This window comes from Anaerococcus degeneri, from assembly GCF_017874475.1.
Classification (GTDB): Bacteria; Bacillota; Clostridia; order Tissierellales; family Peptoniphilaceae; genus Anaerococcus; species Anaerococcus degeneri.
This window is the reverse complement of sequence record NZ_JAGGLO010000003.1, coordinates 19,145-32,713: the sequence shown is the minus strand read 5'-3', so window position 1 is coordinate 32,713 and position 13,569 is coordinate 19,145. Positions and strand designations below refer to the sequence as shown.

The 13,569-nt window shown below is 36.5% G+C and carries 12 protein-coding genes and 2 tRNA genes; 13 read left to right on the top strand and 1 reads right to left on the bottom strand.

Annotated features, from left to right (window positions below; translation table 11 throughout):
* Positions 1-43 precede the first annotated feature (43 nt).
* The 5 genes from J2Z38_RS04465 to hisS all read left to right on the top strand — a co-directional run bounded on the left by J2Z38_RS04465 (position 44) and on the right by hisS (position 3,819).
* Positions 44-1,375: an MATE family efflux transporter gene (locus J2Z38_RS04465; RefSeq protein ID WP_209772906.1), complete on the top strand. Its 1,332-nt coding sequence runs from the start codon at positions 44-46 to the stop codon at positions 1,373-1,375.
* A 205-nt stretch (positions 1,376-1,580) separates the two neighbouring features.
* Positions 1,581-1,655, top strand: a tRNA-Gly gene (locus J2Z38_RS04460).
* An 11-nt stretch (positions 1,656-1,666) separates the two neighbouring features.
* A tRNA-Cys gene (locus J2Z38_RS04455) sits at positions 1,667-1,740 on the top strand.
* A gap of 41 nt (positions 1,741-1,781) precedes the next feature.
* Positions 1,782-2,456, top strand: a complete 675-nt coding sequence (locus J2Z38_RS04450) for a DUF6873 family GME fold protein (protein ID WP_209772904.1) — start codon at positions 1,782-1,784, stop codon at positions 2,454-2,456.
* Positions 2,457-2,532: 76 nt separating this feature from the next.
* Positions 2,533-3,819 (top strand): histidine--tRNA ligase, encoded by a 1,287-nt coding sequence (gene hisS / locus J2Z38_RS04445; protein WP_209772903.1) that lies wholly within the window; start codon positions 2,533-2,535, stop codon positions 3,817-3,819.
* Between the two features lie 79 nt (positions 3,820-3,898).
* Here hisS and J2Z38_RS04440 read toward each other — a convergent pair whose 3' ends face one another.
* Positions 3,899-5,323 carry an FAD-binding oxidoreductase gene (locus J2Z38_RS04440; protein WP_209772901.1) on the bottom strand — a complete coding sequence of 475 codons (1,425 nt, stop codon included), beginning with the start codon at positions 5,321-5,323 and terminating at the stop codon, positions 3,899-3,901.
* 394 nt (positions 5,324-5,717) lie between these two features.
* On the opposite strand from J2Z38_RS04440, the gene J2Z38_RS04435 reads away from it, so the two are divergent.
* The 8 genes from J2Z38_RS04435 to J2Z38_RS10635 all read left to right on the top strand — a co-directional run bounded on the left by J2Z38_RS04435 (position 5,718) and on the right by J2Z38_RS10635 (position 13,569).
* The gene (locus tag J2Z38_RS04435) at positions 5,718-6,854 is read left to right on the top strand and encodes an acyl-CoA dehydrogenase (protein ID WP_209772900.1); all 1,137 of its coding nucleotides are present in this window, start codon (positions 5,718-5,720) and stop codon (positions 6,852-6,854) included.
* Between the two features lie 22 nt (positions 6,855-6,876).
* A complete protein-coding gene (locus J2Z38_RS04430) occupies positions 6,877-7,686 on the top strand; it encodes an electron transfer flavoprotein subunit beta/FixA family protein (protein ID WP_209772898.1) in 810 nt (269 codons plus the stop codon).
* Positions 7,687-7,695: 9 nt separating this feature from the next.
* On the top strand, positions 7,696-8,697 hold the full coding sequence (locus J2Z38_RS04425) for an electron transfer flavoprotein subunit alpha/FixB family protein (RefSeq protein WP_209772896.1): 1,002 nt from the start codon (positions 7,696-7,698) through the stop codon (positions 8,695-8,697).
* A 235-nt stretch (positions 8,698-8,932) separates the two neighbouring features.
* The gene (locus J2Z38_RS04420) at positions 8,933-9,712 is read left to right on the top strand and encodes an enoyl-CoA hydratase-related protein (RefSeq protein ID WP_209772894.1); all 780 of its coding nucleotides are present in this window, start codon (positions 8,933-8,935) and stop codon (positions 9,710-9,712) included.
* 12 nt (positions 9,713-9,724) lie between these two features.
* Complete coding sequence (locus J2Z38_RS04415; RefSeq protein ID WP_209772892.1) at positions 9,725-10,567, top strand: 3-hydroxybutyryl-CoA dehydrogenase; 843 nt, start codon at positions 9,725-9,727, stop codon at positions 10,565-10,567.
* Positions 10,568-10,602: 35 nt separating this feature from the next.
* The gene (locus tag J2Z38_RS04410; protein WP_209772889.1) at positions 10,603-11,784 is read left to right on the top strand and encodes an acetyl-CoA C-acetyltransferase; all 1,182 of its coding nucleotides are present in this window, start codon (positions 10,603-10,605) and stop codon (positions 11,782-11,784) included.
* A 156-nt stretch (positions 11,785-11,940) separates the two neighbouring features.
* Positions 11,941-13,290 (top strand): acetyl-CoA hydrolase/transferase C-terminal domain-containing protein, encoded by a 1,350-nt coding sequence (locus J2Z38_RS04405; RefSeq protein ID WP_209772886.1) that lies wholly within the window; start codon positions 11,941-11,943, stop codon positions 13,288-13,290.
* A 147-nt stretch (positions 13,291-13,437) separates the two neighbouring features.
* Positions 13,438-13,569, top strand: coding sequence for a hypothetical protein (locus tag J2Z38_RS10635; RefSeq protein ID WP_263641970.1), 132 nt, complete (start codon positions 13,438-13,440; stop codon positions 13,567-13,569).

The window sequence follows — 13,569 nt, the reverse complement described above, 5'->3', positions numbered from 1 at the left end:
AAAGAAGGCTCGAGAGTTATATTATAGGTATTAAGGAGTGTAAATGGAGAAAAAATCATTAATTAAAAATTTTCTAAAATATTTAATACCTACCATCACGACCATGACCCTTTTTTCGACATATACCATGGTGGATGGTATTTTTGTTGGTAGGGGCGTTGGTAGCGAGGGTTTGGCAGCTGTAAATATTTCTATGCCCTTTGTGACCTTGGCTTTTGCCTTTGCAATTTTAATTTCAATCGGTTCTTTAAATCTTATTTCCCACGAAAAAGGTAGGCAAAACAAGGAAGGTGCCGACGAATTTTTTAGTTTAGGCGTTGCTATTTCAGTAATCTTTGCCCTGGGTCTTTCTATTGTAGGTTTTATTTTTATAAATCCTCTTGTAAGATTTTTGGGCGCAGAGGGCCACATGGTAGAAATGGTTAAGGAATACCTATCTATTTTGATTTTCTTTTTGCCTTTTTATCTCACTTCCTATGTTTTTGAGATTATGGTCAAGGCGGATGGAAGGCCATCGATTACAACTGTTCTTATGCTGATGTCAGCTCTTACAAATGTGGTTCTTGACTATATTTTCATCTTCAAATTTCATTGGGGATTATGGGGAGCGGCTGTGGCTACAGGTTTGGCTCAAACAATTCCAACTATTGGCTATTTGATTTACTTTTTATCACCAAAGTCTTATTTGAAATTCAGGAAATTTAGGGTCAAGGCCTTTATGTTTAAGGAAATTTTTTCCTATGGCTTCCCTGCATCCTTATCAGAGCTTTCGACAGGATTTTGTATTTTGGTCTTTAACCTTGCTATAGGAAAGCTTTATGGGGAAGTGGGCCTTGCTGCCTTTTCTGTAATTGCCTATGTAATGACCTTTGTGGTTAATACCATGCTTGCTATAAACCAAGCCAGCCAACCACTTTTGGGTTTTTATTACGGAGCCCAAGAATACGATAATATTCCAATTATTAGAAAATATATGCTAAGATCAGTTGCTATCCTTTCCCTAATAATGGTGGGGGCTATAGAATTGTGGCCAGAATTTTTCATAAATGTATTTTTGACTGATGTGAGTCCAGACTTTATGGTTTTCGCCGCAAAGTCACTTAGGATTTTTGCTATAAGCTTTTTGCTCCTTGGCTTTAATATAACAAATGGAGGATACCTCACAGCTGTTGGTAAACCAAGGTTTGACTTTATCATTACCCTTCTTAGGGGCTATGTATTTGTGGCGCTTTTTGCTTATTTTGTTGCAAACTTTGTGGCCAAGGAAGCAATTTGGTATGTCTTAATCATATCAGATTTTTTAACTATGGTGATTTCCATATTTTTGATAAGGGAAGAATTAAACGAATTAAAAAAGGCGAAGCCAATCCACTAGGGTCTGGCTTTGCCCTTTTTTATTAGATTTTGAAATTGCTATAGGTTTTTTGTGAAAATATAATAATAAAACTTGACAAGACTTAAAACTTATCATATAATATAAAAGTAAGCTTAAGGGAGAAAAACTCATAAGCTAACATAAATCCAAAAAAAATCTAGATTAGTCTTTACAAAGACAAATAAAAATGTTATAATACTTATATGCGGATGTGGCTCAGTGGTAGAGCATCGCCTTGCCAAGGCGAGGGTCGCGAGTTCGAATCTCGTCATCCGCTCCATTTTTTATTATGGCGCCATAGCCAAGTGGTAAGGCAGAGGTCTGCAACACCTTTACCCCCAGTTCAAATCTGGGTGGCGCCTCCAAAATATCCCCAGCTGGGGATTTTTTTATTGAAAGGATTTTTATGTTAGTTATTTCCTACAAGGCAAGCGAGGATTTCAAAAATTTTCTAAGTGCAAAGTGTTTTTCCTTTATAGAAACAATAGCCAATCCCAACCTAGATCCAAGGATTGGTGACCATCCGGACTTGTCCTTGTTTAAAATCGATGAAAAAACTATAGTAGTAGATGAATCTGTCTTTTCTTATTACGAGGAGAAATTAGAGGGTTATGAGCTAATTAAGGGAGAAAGTGTAGGTTTAAATTATCCCAAAGATGCTATTTATAATATCGTAAAATTTAAGGACTTTTATATCCATAATAATTTTACAGAAGAAAATATAGAAAATTTCTTCAAAGAAAATGAAATATCCCATCTCAAAGTCAACCAAGGCTATACTAGGTGTTCTATAATTCCCCTTGGAGATTTATTAATAACTAGCGATTATGGAATCTATAAGGCTCTTAGAAATAAGGCCCATATTGAATTAGTTGATAATGACAAGGTAATCCTTGATGGCTTTGACCAGGGATTTTTAGGTGGGACTTGTGGTTTGGTTGGAAACCAGCTAATTTTTAGCGGAGATATTTCTAGGCACAAGGCCTTTTATAAGATAGAAGAAATTTGCAGGCACAAAAACATAGAAATTCTATATCCAAATACAGAACTTGTAGACCTGGGTTCTATCATTGAAATATAAGTCCCCAGCATAGGGGCTTTTTTCTTTGGCAAAATATCGTATAATATACCTAGCTAAAGAGATATAGGAGAGAAATATGAAAATTGTAAAACCATCAACCATTGCCGGCGTTATGGAACTTTTGCCAGAAGACCAGCTGGCCTTTGATAAGATGAAAAATATTATAGAAGAAACTTACAAAAAATTTCAATTTTTGCCAATTGATACCCCAGTTATAGAAAAAAATGAAATACTTTTTGCCAAGGGTGGCGGGGAAACTGAAAAGCAAATCTATGAAATTGCCTCTGAAACTAGGGATATGAGTCTTAGGTTTGACCTCACAGTCCCTCTTGCAAGGTACGTGGCAGAGCACTTTGCAGACTTAAATTTCCCTTTCAAACGCTATCACATAGCCAAAGTTTATAGGGGAGAGAGAAACCAAAAGGGCCGCTACAGGGAATTTTACCAATGTGATATAGATATAATCGGACACAACAACCTTGCCATAGCCAATGACGCCATCCCACCAAGGGTTATTTATGAGATTTTCAACAAACTTGATACACCAGATGTGACCTTTAGGATTAATAACAGAAAGCTTTTAAATGGCTTTTTAAATGCTATGGATATCACAGATACAACTGACGTCCTAAGGCTTATCGATAAAAAAGATAAGATTGGTATGGAAAATACAAGGAATGAGCTTCTAGACTTAGTTGATGACGAAAGGGCTGACAAAATTCTAGCCTTTATAGAATCAGATTTGGCAAATGAAGAACTTTTAGAAAAATTAACCGACTTTGTGGATAATGACCTATATAGGGAGGGTCTTGACGAATTAAAAACCGTCTATGTCTACATGATCCACCTTGGTATTCCAGATACTAATGTTAAAATCGATCCAGCCATCACAAGGGGCCTTGATTATTATACAGGCACAGTTTATGAAACCTTTATAAATGGCTATGAATCAATAGGGTCTGTATCTTCTGGTGGTCGCTATGAAACACTTGCAGCAAACTTTTCTAAACAAGCCCTCCCAGGTGTAGGTATGTCAATCGGTTTGACCCGTTTATTCTACCAATTAAAGGAAATTGGTCTTGTGAATGAAAAAGAAGCTAGACTTACAGAAATACTTGTAATTCCAATGTCTGATGAAGAAAATTTCTACGCCATAGATATTCTAAACAAGCTACACGAACAAGGAAAAAGAGCTGATATTTACTTAGAAGGCGGTAAATTGAAGAAGAAATTCTCTTATGCAGATAAGGTCGGAGTTAAATATGCCTATATCATCGGCCAAGCTGAGAGAGAAGAGAGAAAAGTTTCTGTAAGAAATATGGAAACTGGTGACCAAGATCTCGTTGATTTTGATAATATATAAGCAAGCAAAAAGAGCTTAAGTCAAAAGACTAAGCTCTTTTTTGTCTTATAAATTGATTTTTTGGTTAAAAATCTTTTTATTAGTCTATTGTAACAACTTTTCCTGGGTTTAGGATCATGTTTGGATCGAATACTTTCTTGATGCCTCTCATTAGGTCTGTGTTGAGTTTGCCTTCGTATTCTGCTAGGTATTTTAATTTACCGTGGCCAACACCGTGTTCACCAGATAATTGTCCGCCAAATTCATAAGCCTTGGTGTAGATTTTTTCCATGAAGTCGTGAACTTGTGCATTAAATTCGTCTAATTTATCTTCTTCATTTGATACTGTGTAAATGTGAAGATTGCCGTCACCAGCGTGACCGAATGATTGAACGTCAAAGTCATATTCTTCGCCAATTTCATTTACATAGTTGATAAATGGAGCGATTTTGTTAATTGGAACTACTACGTCACATTCATCGATTAGTTTGTATTGGCTATTGATTGCTTCAAGGAAAGAAGATCTTGCTGCCCAAGCATCTTTGATTGCATTTGGAGTATCAGCAACAAGGACATCTATAGCTCCGCTTTCAACTAATAATTCAGCTGCTTGTTCCATTAGGCCATCAATTTCTTCTTCGTTATCGCCATCAAAGGTGATTAGAAGGTAAGCATTAACATCTGTGCCTTCTATGTTTTTAGGGAAGGTTTCTCTGCCGATGTATTTTTCAGAAGCAAGAATAATTTTTCTTTCCATAAATTCGATAGCTTGTGGTTTTAGGTTGGCTCTGAATAAAACTGGAACTGCAGCTATACATTCATCTAAAGATTCAAATGGAACGATTAGAGAAATAGTGTGTTTAGCTTGAGGAACGATTTTTAGGGTTAATTCTGTGATTATACCAAGGGTTCCTTCAGAACCTACCATTAGGTCTTTTAGTGAATAGCCTGTAGATGTTTTAGAAACTACGGCACCAAATCTTGTAACTTCGCCAGTTGGAAGAACAACTTCCATAGCTCTTACATAGTCCCTAGTTGTACCGTATTTAACAGCTCTCATACCACCAGCATTTGTAGAAACATTGCCGCCTAGGGTAGCAAATTTTTCACCTGGATCAGGTGGGTACATATATCCTTTTGTTAGACAATCCTCAGCAAGGTCGTGTAAGTAAACACCTGGTTGAACCCTAACAACTAAGTTATCAAGGTCGTATTCAAGGATTTGGTTCATCTCTTGCATATCAATCATAACTCCACCATTGATAGCAACACCAGAACCAACTAGGCCAGAACCAGCACCACGTGCTAGAACAGGAATTTTGTTTTCATTACAAATTTTCATAATATTTGAAACGTCTTGTGTAGACTTAGCTGCAATAAGTACTTCTGGTTGATAAGAACCATAGATTGGCATTTCGTCGTGGTAGTAGTCTTCGTTGATATCGTCAGCGGTATAAACTTTGCCCTCAACGCTCTCCCTAAATTTGTTAATGATATCTTCACTAACTTTGTTGTAATCTGTCATATTACCTCCTAATAAAATAACAATTTCATTTTCATGTGATATGATTATAACAAATAATTTAACAATGTGCAAAAATAATAATTATTTGCAATGATTCTCTCTTTGATAAATAATAAGAAAACGATTGAATTAGGAGTCTTAAAAGGTATAGTTATGATGAAAGCTTGTGTGTAGAAGTTTTCTTTTGGTTGAATAATATTCAAGCTTAGATTAATTTGCAGCAAGATTTTTTCCTTGAAATAAAGGGCGAAGCTTCTAAAACATTAAGCAAAAAGTCTAGTGAAAAAAGACTTTGATTTTTATTTGACAATTACGCAAATGATTGTTAAGATAATAACAGTAGGATAATAATGTATGGATATTTAATCCAAAGTCAAAATTATAAGGAGAGAAAATGTATAAATTAACTGAAGAACAATTAGAAATGCAACAAATGTTTAGAGACTTCGCTGAAAAAGAAGTAGCACCTATAGCTATTGAAATCGACGAAGAACACAGATTCCCAGAAGAAAACGTAGCTAAAATGCAAGAGCTTGGTTTCTTTGGTATCCCATTTGATGAAGAATACGGCGGAATCGGTCTAGATACACTTACATACGTTCTATGTGTTGAAGAATTATCTAAGGCTTGTGCATCAACAGGTGTTATTGTTTCTGCTCATACATCTCTATGTGCTGACGCAATCAACAAATTTGGTAGTGAGGAACAAAAAGAAAAATATCTAGTTCCACTTGCTTCAGGTGAAAAATTAGGTGCTTTCGCTCTAACAGAACCAGATGCTGGAACAGATGCTTCAGGACAAAAAACTGTAGCTGTTAAAGACGGTGACGAATACGTTCTTAACGGTACAAAAATCTTTATAACAAACGCAGGTCACGCTGATACTTATGTAGTATTTGCAATGACTGATAAATCTCAAGGTACAAAAGGAATTTCAGCTTTCATAGTTGAAAAAGGAACACCAGGTTTTGACTTTGGTTCAAAAGAAGACAAAATGGGTATCAAAGCTTCTTCAACAATGGAATTAGTTTTCCGTGATTGTAGAATTCCAGCAGAAAATATGCTTGGCGAAGAAGGTAAAGGCTTTAAATATGCTATGCAAACCCTTGACGGTGGTAGAATTGGTATAGCAGCTCAAGCACTTGGTATTGCAGAAGGCGCATTAAACAAAGCAATCAAATATGTTAAAGAAAGACAACAATTTGGTAGACCAATAGCTAATTTCCAAAATACACAATTTAAGATAGCTGAAATGGCTATAGAAATAGAAGCAGCTCGTCACCTAGTTTACAAGGCAGCAACACTTAAAGATGCTGGCGAAAACTATTCAGTAGCAGCAGCAGAAGCTAAATTAAAAGCTGCAAGAACAGCTATGGATGTTACAACAAAAGCAGTTCAACTATTCGGTGGCTATGGCTATTCAAAAGAATACGAAGTTGAAAGAATGATGAGAGACGCCAAGATAACAGAAATTTATGAAGGTACTTCAGAAGTTATGTTAATGGTAGTTGGCGGAGCATTATTAAGATAAGATAAATCGAAGGGAGATATATATGAACATATTCGTATGTGCAAAACAAGTTCCGGATACAAATGAAATTAAAATTGATCCGGTTACAAATACACTAATTAGAAAAGGCGTTCCAAGTATCCTTAATACTTACGATGCTTTTGCTCTAGAGCAAGCTCTAAGAATCAAAGACAAAGACCCAGAAGTTAAGATTACAGTAATCTCAATGGGACCTCCACAAGCAGATCAAATGCTTAGAGACTGTCTAGCAGTTGGTGCTGACAATGCTTACCTAGTTACAGACAGAAAATTCGGTGGTTCTGATACACTAGCTACATCTTATATACTTTCTGAAGCTATCAAAAAAGTAGCTGAAACTGAAGGCCAACCAGACATGGTATTTTGTGGACTACAAGCAATCGACGGCGATACTGCACAAGTAGGTCCAGAACTTGCTGAACACTTAGACCTTCCACAAGTAACTTATGGTTACACTGCAGAAGTAAATGAAGAAGGACTAAAAGTTCTTAAAGAAGTTGAAGGCGGAGCACTTGAAATCCAAATGACTCTTCCAGCACTTGTTACATTTACAAAATACGGTGACGAAGAATTAAGATATCCAAAAATCAAGAACAAACTAAAAGCTAAAAAAGCTAACATCGAACAAATTACTTTTGAAGAACTAAAAGATTCTATAGATGAAACAGCTATCGGTCTAAAAGGTTCACCAACAAGAGTAAATAAATCTTACACACCAACAGTTGAAAAAGTTGGCGAAATGTTTGAAAATATGGAAGCTGACGAAGCAGCAGATAAGCTAATTGCAGCATTAGCTGATAAGAAGCTTATTTAAGGAGGGACTATGTCAGAAAATAAAAACCTATGGGTATTAGTTGAAACTAAGGAAGACGGATCAGCTGTTAATGTAGGACTTGAATTATTAAATCCAGGTAGAAGAATGGCTGACACACTTGGTGGAAAATTAGTAGCAGTTATAATTGGTGAGGAAGTATCAAAGGCTAAGGAAGAAGTAAAAGACCACGGCGTTGATGCAATAATCACATGCGAAGGCGAAATATATAAAGAATACAATACAGATGTTTACGCAAACGCTGTATGCAAATTAGTTGAAAATCATAATCCAAATACAATCTTAATCGGTGCAACAAACCAAGGTAGAGATTTAGGTCCAAGAGTATCTTCTAGACTACACACAGGTCTTACTGCAGACTGTACAGAACTTGACGTTGACGCTGAAACAGGCAACGTACAATGGACAAGACCTGCCTTTGGTGGTAACCTAATGGCACAAATTCTTTGCCCAGATTCTAGACCACAAATGGGTACAGTACGTCCAGGCGTATTCTCTAAAGAAGCATTAGGTAGAAAAGATAATATCGAAGAAATTGAAGATAATATAGAATATACAGGCGAAATTAGAACTAAGATTCTTAACTTTATCCCAAGAGATGAAGGCGATGATGTAGACTTAGTTGGAGCTGAATATATCGTATCTGGTGGACGTGGACTAGGTGAAGCAGCTAACTTCAAAATTATTGAAGAACTAGCAGAAGCACTTGGAGCTACAGTTGGTTCATCTCGTGCAGCAGTAGATGCTGGATGGATTTCACACTCTCACCAAGTTGGCCAATCAGGTAAAACTGTTGGACCAAAGGTATATATAGCAATAGGTATTTCTGGAGCTATCCAACACTTAGCTGGTATCAATGCGTCAGATACAATTATTGCTATAAACAAAGATCCAGATGCGCCTATCTTTGATGTAGCTGATTATGGTATAGTTGGAGACTTATTTGAAATAGTTCCAGCCCTAACAGAAAAAATCAAAGCTAGAAAAGCCTAATATAAAAATTAAACCACTATTTTCTCAAATAGTGGTTTTTCTTTTATAGATAAAAAAATCTATAATTAGTTAGTGGAAAATCGTTTGTAAATCTTGTTAAAAAAAATACAAAAAAAGATTGACAAAAAAATATCAACTGTTATAATATAAGTATAAGAACGGAAATTGGGTATAAAGTTTAAGGAAGCTTTGTACTAAGAAAAATTTGTAAACGATTTAATTCTAAGGGGGATGGATGACTTACAAAACTGTAAAATATGAAGTTAATGGTCACATAGCAAAAATAACTATCAACAGACCAGAAGCTTTAAACGCACTTAACTCAGAAGTACTAGACGAACTAAACACACTATTAGATGAAGTTAGAGCTAACAAAGATCTTAGGGTAGCAATACTTACAGGCGAAGGCAGAAGCTTTGTTGCAGGTGCAGATATTAAAGAAATGTCAACACTTACAGCTATCGAAGCTAAGGAATTTGGTTACAAAGGTCTTCACGTATTTAGAAAACTTGAAAGCCTACCAATTCCAGTTATAGCACAAATTAACGGCTTTGCTCTTGGTGGTGGATGTGAAATCGCTATGAGCTGTGATTTCAGGATTGCAAGCGATAAGGCTTTATTTGGTCAACCAGAAGTAGGTCTTGGTATTACTCCAGGTTTTGCAGGTACACAAAGACTTCAAAGATTAGTTGGACCAGGTTATGCTAAATATCTAATTTATACAGCAAACAACATCAAGGCTGACAAGGCTTACGAAATTGGCCTAGTTCAAGAAGTAGTAGAAGCAGATAAGCTTGAAGAAACTGTACAAAAACTTGCAGAAAAAATCGCTTCTAACGCACCAGTTGCAGTTAGGGCTTCAAAAGAAGCTATAAACGTAGGTGGTCAAGTAGATATAGACAGCGCAATCAAAGTTGAAGAAAACTTATTTGCCCTAACCTTCTCAACAGAAGATCAAAAAACAGGAATGAACGCTTTTATCAATAAAGGTAAAGCTGAATTTAAAAATAAATAAAGGAGATTTTTAATGAAAATAGGTGTAATCGGATCAGGAATCATGGGTGGCGGTATTGTAGAAACTGCTGCTAAAAATTATGAAGTAGTTGTAAGAGATATCAAAGATGAATTTCTAGATGCTTGCAAGGCAAGAATAGAAAAATCTTATACAAAAATGGTATCAAAAGAAAGAATGACTGAAGAAGCTAAAGAAAAAGCTCTAGCAAACATTTCTTATACAACAGAAGTTAAAGATTTAGCTGATTGTGACATAGTAATTGAAGCTGCAACAGAAAATCCAAAACTTAAAAAAGAAATCTTTAAAGAATTAGATGAAGTTGTTAAAGAAGGCGCAATCCTTGCTTCAAACACATCTTCACTTTCAATTACAGACATAGCAGCTGTTACAAAAAGACCTGAAAAAGTAATTGGTATGCACTTCTTCAATCCAGTTCCAGTTATGAAACTTGTTGAAGTTATCAGAGGTCTTCACACATCTGATGAAACAAACCAAGCAATTTTTAAACTAGCTGAAGATCTTGGCAAACAACCTATCGAAGTTAAAGAAGGTCCAGGATTCGTAGTAAATAGACTTCTTATCCCAATGATCAACGAAGCAGTTGGCGTATTAGCTGATGGTCTTGCAAGTGTAGAAGATATTGATAAGGGTATGCAACTTGGTGCAAACCACCCAATGGGACCTCTTGCTCTAGGAGATCTTATAGGTCTTGATACATGCCTAGCTATTATGGGAGTTCTTTACAATGAATTTGGTGATAGCAAATATAGACCATGCCCACTATTAAGACAAATGGTAAGAGCTGGAGACCTTGGTAGAAAAACAGGCAAAGGCTTCTACGATTACAGCAAATAAGATAAATAGATTTAAGAGAAATTAAAGGAGAAATTATGACAAGAAAAGTAGTTATAGCAAGTGCAGCAAGAACACCAGTTGGTGCTTACGGCGGAGCATTCAAAACAGTTACAGCAAGAGAACTAGGTGCAGTAGCAGCTAAAGCAGCCATCGAAAGAGCTGGTATCAAACCAGAAGATATAGATGAATCAATCCTTGGTTGTGTACTTCAAGCAGGTAACGGCCAAAATATCGCTAGACAAATCGCACTAGACGCAGGTATTCCAATAGAAAAACCAGCAATGACCCTAAACATCGTTTGTGGTTCAGGTCTTAGATCTGTATCTTTAGCAGCTCAAATGATTCTTGCAGGTGACTGTGATGTAGTTTTAGCTGGTGGTACAGAATCAATGTCTAACGCTCCATACCTTCTAACAGACGAAAGATGGGGAGCAAGAATGGGTGATAAAAAAGTTGTCGATGAAATGATCAAAGACGGACTTTGGGACGCATTCAATGACTACCATATGGGAGTTACTGCAGAAAATATAGCTGAAAAATTCGGTCTAACTAGAGAAGAACAAGACGAACTTGCTGCAGGAAGCCAACAAAAAGCAGCAAAAGCTAGAGCTGAAGGCAGATTCAAAGACGAAATCGTGCCAGTAGAAGTTAAGGGTAGAAAAGGCAAAGTAACAGTAGTTGACACTGATGAATATATCAAAGAAGGCGTTACAACAGAAAGCATTTCTGGCCTAAGACCAGCTTTCATCAAAGACGGTACAGTTACAGCAGCTAACGCTTCAGGTATCAACGACGGAGCAGCTTGTCTAGTAGTAATGAGTGAAGAAAAAGCTAAAGAACTTGGCGTTACTCCACTTGCTACAATCGTAAGCTATGCTACAGAAGGTGTTGATCCAAAGATCATGGGTACAGGCCCAATCCCAACAGTTAGAAAAGCTCTAGAAAAAGCTAACCTAACACTTGAAGACATCGACCTAATCGAAGCTAACGAAGCTTTCGCAGCCCAAGCTTTATCAGTAATCAAAGAACTAGGTCTAAATACAGACATAGTTAACGTAAACGGTGGAGCTATTGCTATCGGTCACCCAGTTGGTGCATCAGGAGCAAGAATCCTTACAACACTTCTATATGAAATGCAAAAGAGAGATTCTAAAAAAGGTATCGCAACACTTTGTATAGGTGGCGGTATGGGTACTGCAGTTATAGTAGAAAGATAAGATAAATTTTAAGGTATGCAGGTAGTTCTTATCTGCATGCCTTTTTTTGTTAATTTTCGATAAAATATTAAAAATTTAACTAAAGATTGATAATAATTTTCAATTATGGGTATATAGTTAATATCATAAGAAAACGATATTATAAAAGGGGTTTATATGGATTTTAAAAAATTATATGAAGAAAAACTAATCACTGCAAAAGAAGCAGCAGCTATGGTTAAGGACGGCGACTGGGTAGAAATGGGATGGTGCGCCCTAACACCTATTGACTTCGATAAGGCCTTAGCTGAAAGAGTAAATGAATTAAAAGACGTAAAGGTAAGGGGAGGAATCCTTTCTTACAATTCACCAACAGCTACAGCTGATCCAACAGGAGAACATATTACCTACCATTCTTGGCACTCATCAGGTATAGAAAGAAAGTTAATCAATTCAAAAGACTATAATGCTTTCTTTATACCAATCAAATACAGCGAGCTACCAAGATATATCAGAGAAAATGCTCCAAAAGCTGCAGTTTCAGTATTCCAAGTTAGTCCAATGGATAAGCACGGAAACTTCAATTTTGGTGTATCTGTAAGTCACGCTATGGCATCGTTTGAAACAGCTGATAAGGTAATACTTGAAATAAATGAAAATGTTCCAAGAGCCCTAGGTGGATATGATAACTTTATAAATATCAAAGATGTAGATTATGTTTACCAATCTTCAAATTATCCAATGCTAACACTTCCAAAGGCTTCATTTGGTGAAGAAGAACTTAGGGCAGCAAGCTTTGTTGTAGATATGCTTCGTGATGGAGATACTATCCAAATAGGTATAGGCGGACTACCTAACGCTATCGGATCAGAAATTGCAAAATCTGACCTAAAAGACCTTGGTGTTCACTCAGAAATGTATGTTGATGCCTTTAGGGAAATGGCCCTAGCAGGCAGGATTACAGGACGCAAGAAGAATATAGATGTTGGACGTCAAACATATGCTTTCGCAGCCGGTAGCCAAGAACTTTATGATTATATAGATGATAACGAAGAGCTAATGGCAGCTCCAGTTGACTATGTAAATGATATTGATGTAATAGCATCTCTTGATAACTTTGTTTCAATCAATACAGTTTTACAAGTGGACCTTTGGGGACAAATTTCTGCTGAATCCTTTGGAACTAAACACATTTCTGGAGCAGGCGGAGCCCTAGACTTTGTATTAGGTGCTTATAGGTCAAAAGGCGGAAGGTCAATAATTGCCCTTAACTCATCAAGAGTTGATAAAGATGGCAAGAGAATTTCAAACATCGTTCCAACATTCGTACCAGGCACCCAAGCCACAGCCGTAAGAAGCAACACACATTACATTGCAACAGAACAAGGCATTGTAAACTTCAAAGGTCTAACAACCTGGCAAGCAGCAGAAGCTCTTGTAAGCCTAGCCCACCCAGACAATAGGGATGAGTTAATCAAGGCAGCAGAAGATATCGGTATTTGGAGAAATACTAATAAGAGAATCTAAGAATTTTAAAAACCAGAGCGGGATATGAATCCTGGCTCTGGTTTTTCTTTTTTTTACAATTTGTCCTACTTTTTCTATTTGCTAGGCCTTATCCAAAAAAGAGGAGATATACTTGTTGTTGATAACACCGGAGCTTATTCGTTGGCGATGAGTTCAAATTACAATAAACTCCTAAAACCGGCTGTGGTTTTTGTTGAAGATGACGGGGCTTATCTTGCGGTAAAAAGAGAATCTTTAGAAGATTTAATAAAAAATGATTGTGAATATAAAGGAGAATAA

What these genes read in the sequence shown, in the direction of transcription:
- J2Z38_RS04435 (WP_209772900.1), top strand. Translation starts at nt 5,718, where the DNA reads ATGTATAAATTAACTGAAGAACAATTAGAAATGCAACAAATGTTTAGA.
- J2Z38_RS04430 (WP_209772898.1), top strand. Translation starts at nt 6,877, where the DNA reads ATGAACATATTCGTATGTGCAAAACAAGTTCCGGATACAAATGAAATT.
- J2Z38_RS04425 (WP_209772896.1), top strand. Translation starts at nt 7,696, where the DNA reads ATGTCAGAAAATAAAAACCTATGGGTATTAGTTGAAACTAAGGAAGAC.
- hisS (WP_209772903.1), top strand. Translation starts at nt 2,533, where the DNA reads ATGAAAATTGTAAAACCATCAACCATTGCCGGCGTTATGGAACTTTTG.
- J2Z38_RS04405 (WP_209772886.1), top strand. Translation starts at nt 11,941, where the DNA reads ATGGATTTTAAAAAATTATATGAAGAAAAACTAATCACTGCAAAAGAA.
- J2Z38_RS04420 (WP_209772894.1), top strand. Translation starts at nt 8,933, where the DNA reads ATGACTTACAAAACTGTAAAATATGAAGTTAATGGTCACATAGCAAAA.
- J2Z38_RS04440 (WP_209772901.1), bottom strand. Translation starts at nt 5,323, where the DNA reads ATGACAGATTACAACAAAGTTAGTGAAGATATCATTAACAAATTTAGG.
- J2Z38_RS04410 (WP_209772889.1), top strand. Translation starts at nt 10,603, where the DNA reads ATGACAAGAAAAGTAGTTATAGCAAGTGCAGCAAGAACACCAGTTGGT.
- J2Z38_RS04415 (WP_209772892.1), top strand. Translation starts at nt 9,725, where the DNA reads ATGAAAATAGGTGTAATCGGATCAGGAATCATGGGTGGCGGTATTGTA.
- J2Z38_RS04465 (WP_209772906.1), top strand. Translation starts at nt 44, where the DNA reads ATGGAGAAAAAATCATTAATTAAAAATTTTCTAAAATATTTAATACCT.
- J2Z38_RS04450 (WP_209772904.1), top strand. Translation starts at nt 1,782, where the DNA reads ATGTTAGTTATTTCCTACAAGGCAAGCGAGGATTTCAAAAATTTTCTA.
- J2Z38_RS10635 (WP_263641970.1), top strand. Translation starts at nt 13,438, where the DNA reads ATGAGTTCAAATTACAATAAACTCCTAAAACCGGCTGTGGTTTTTGTT.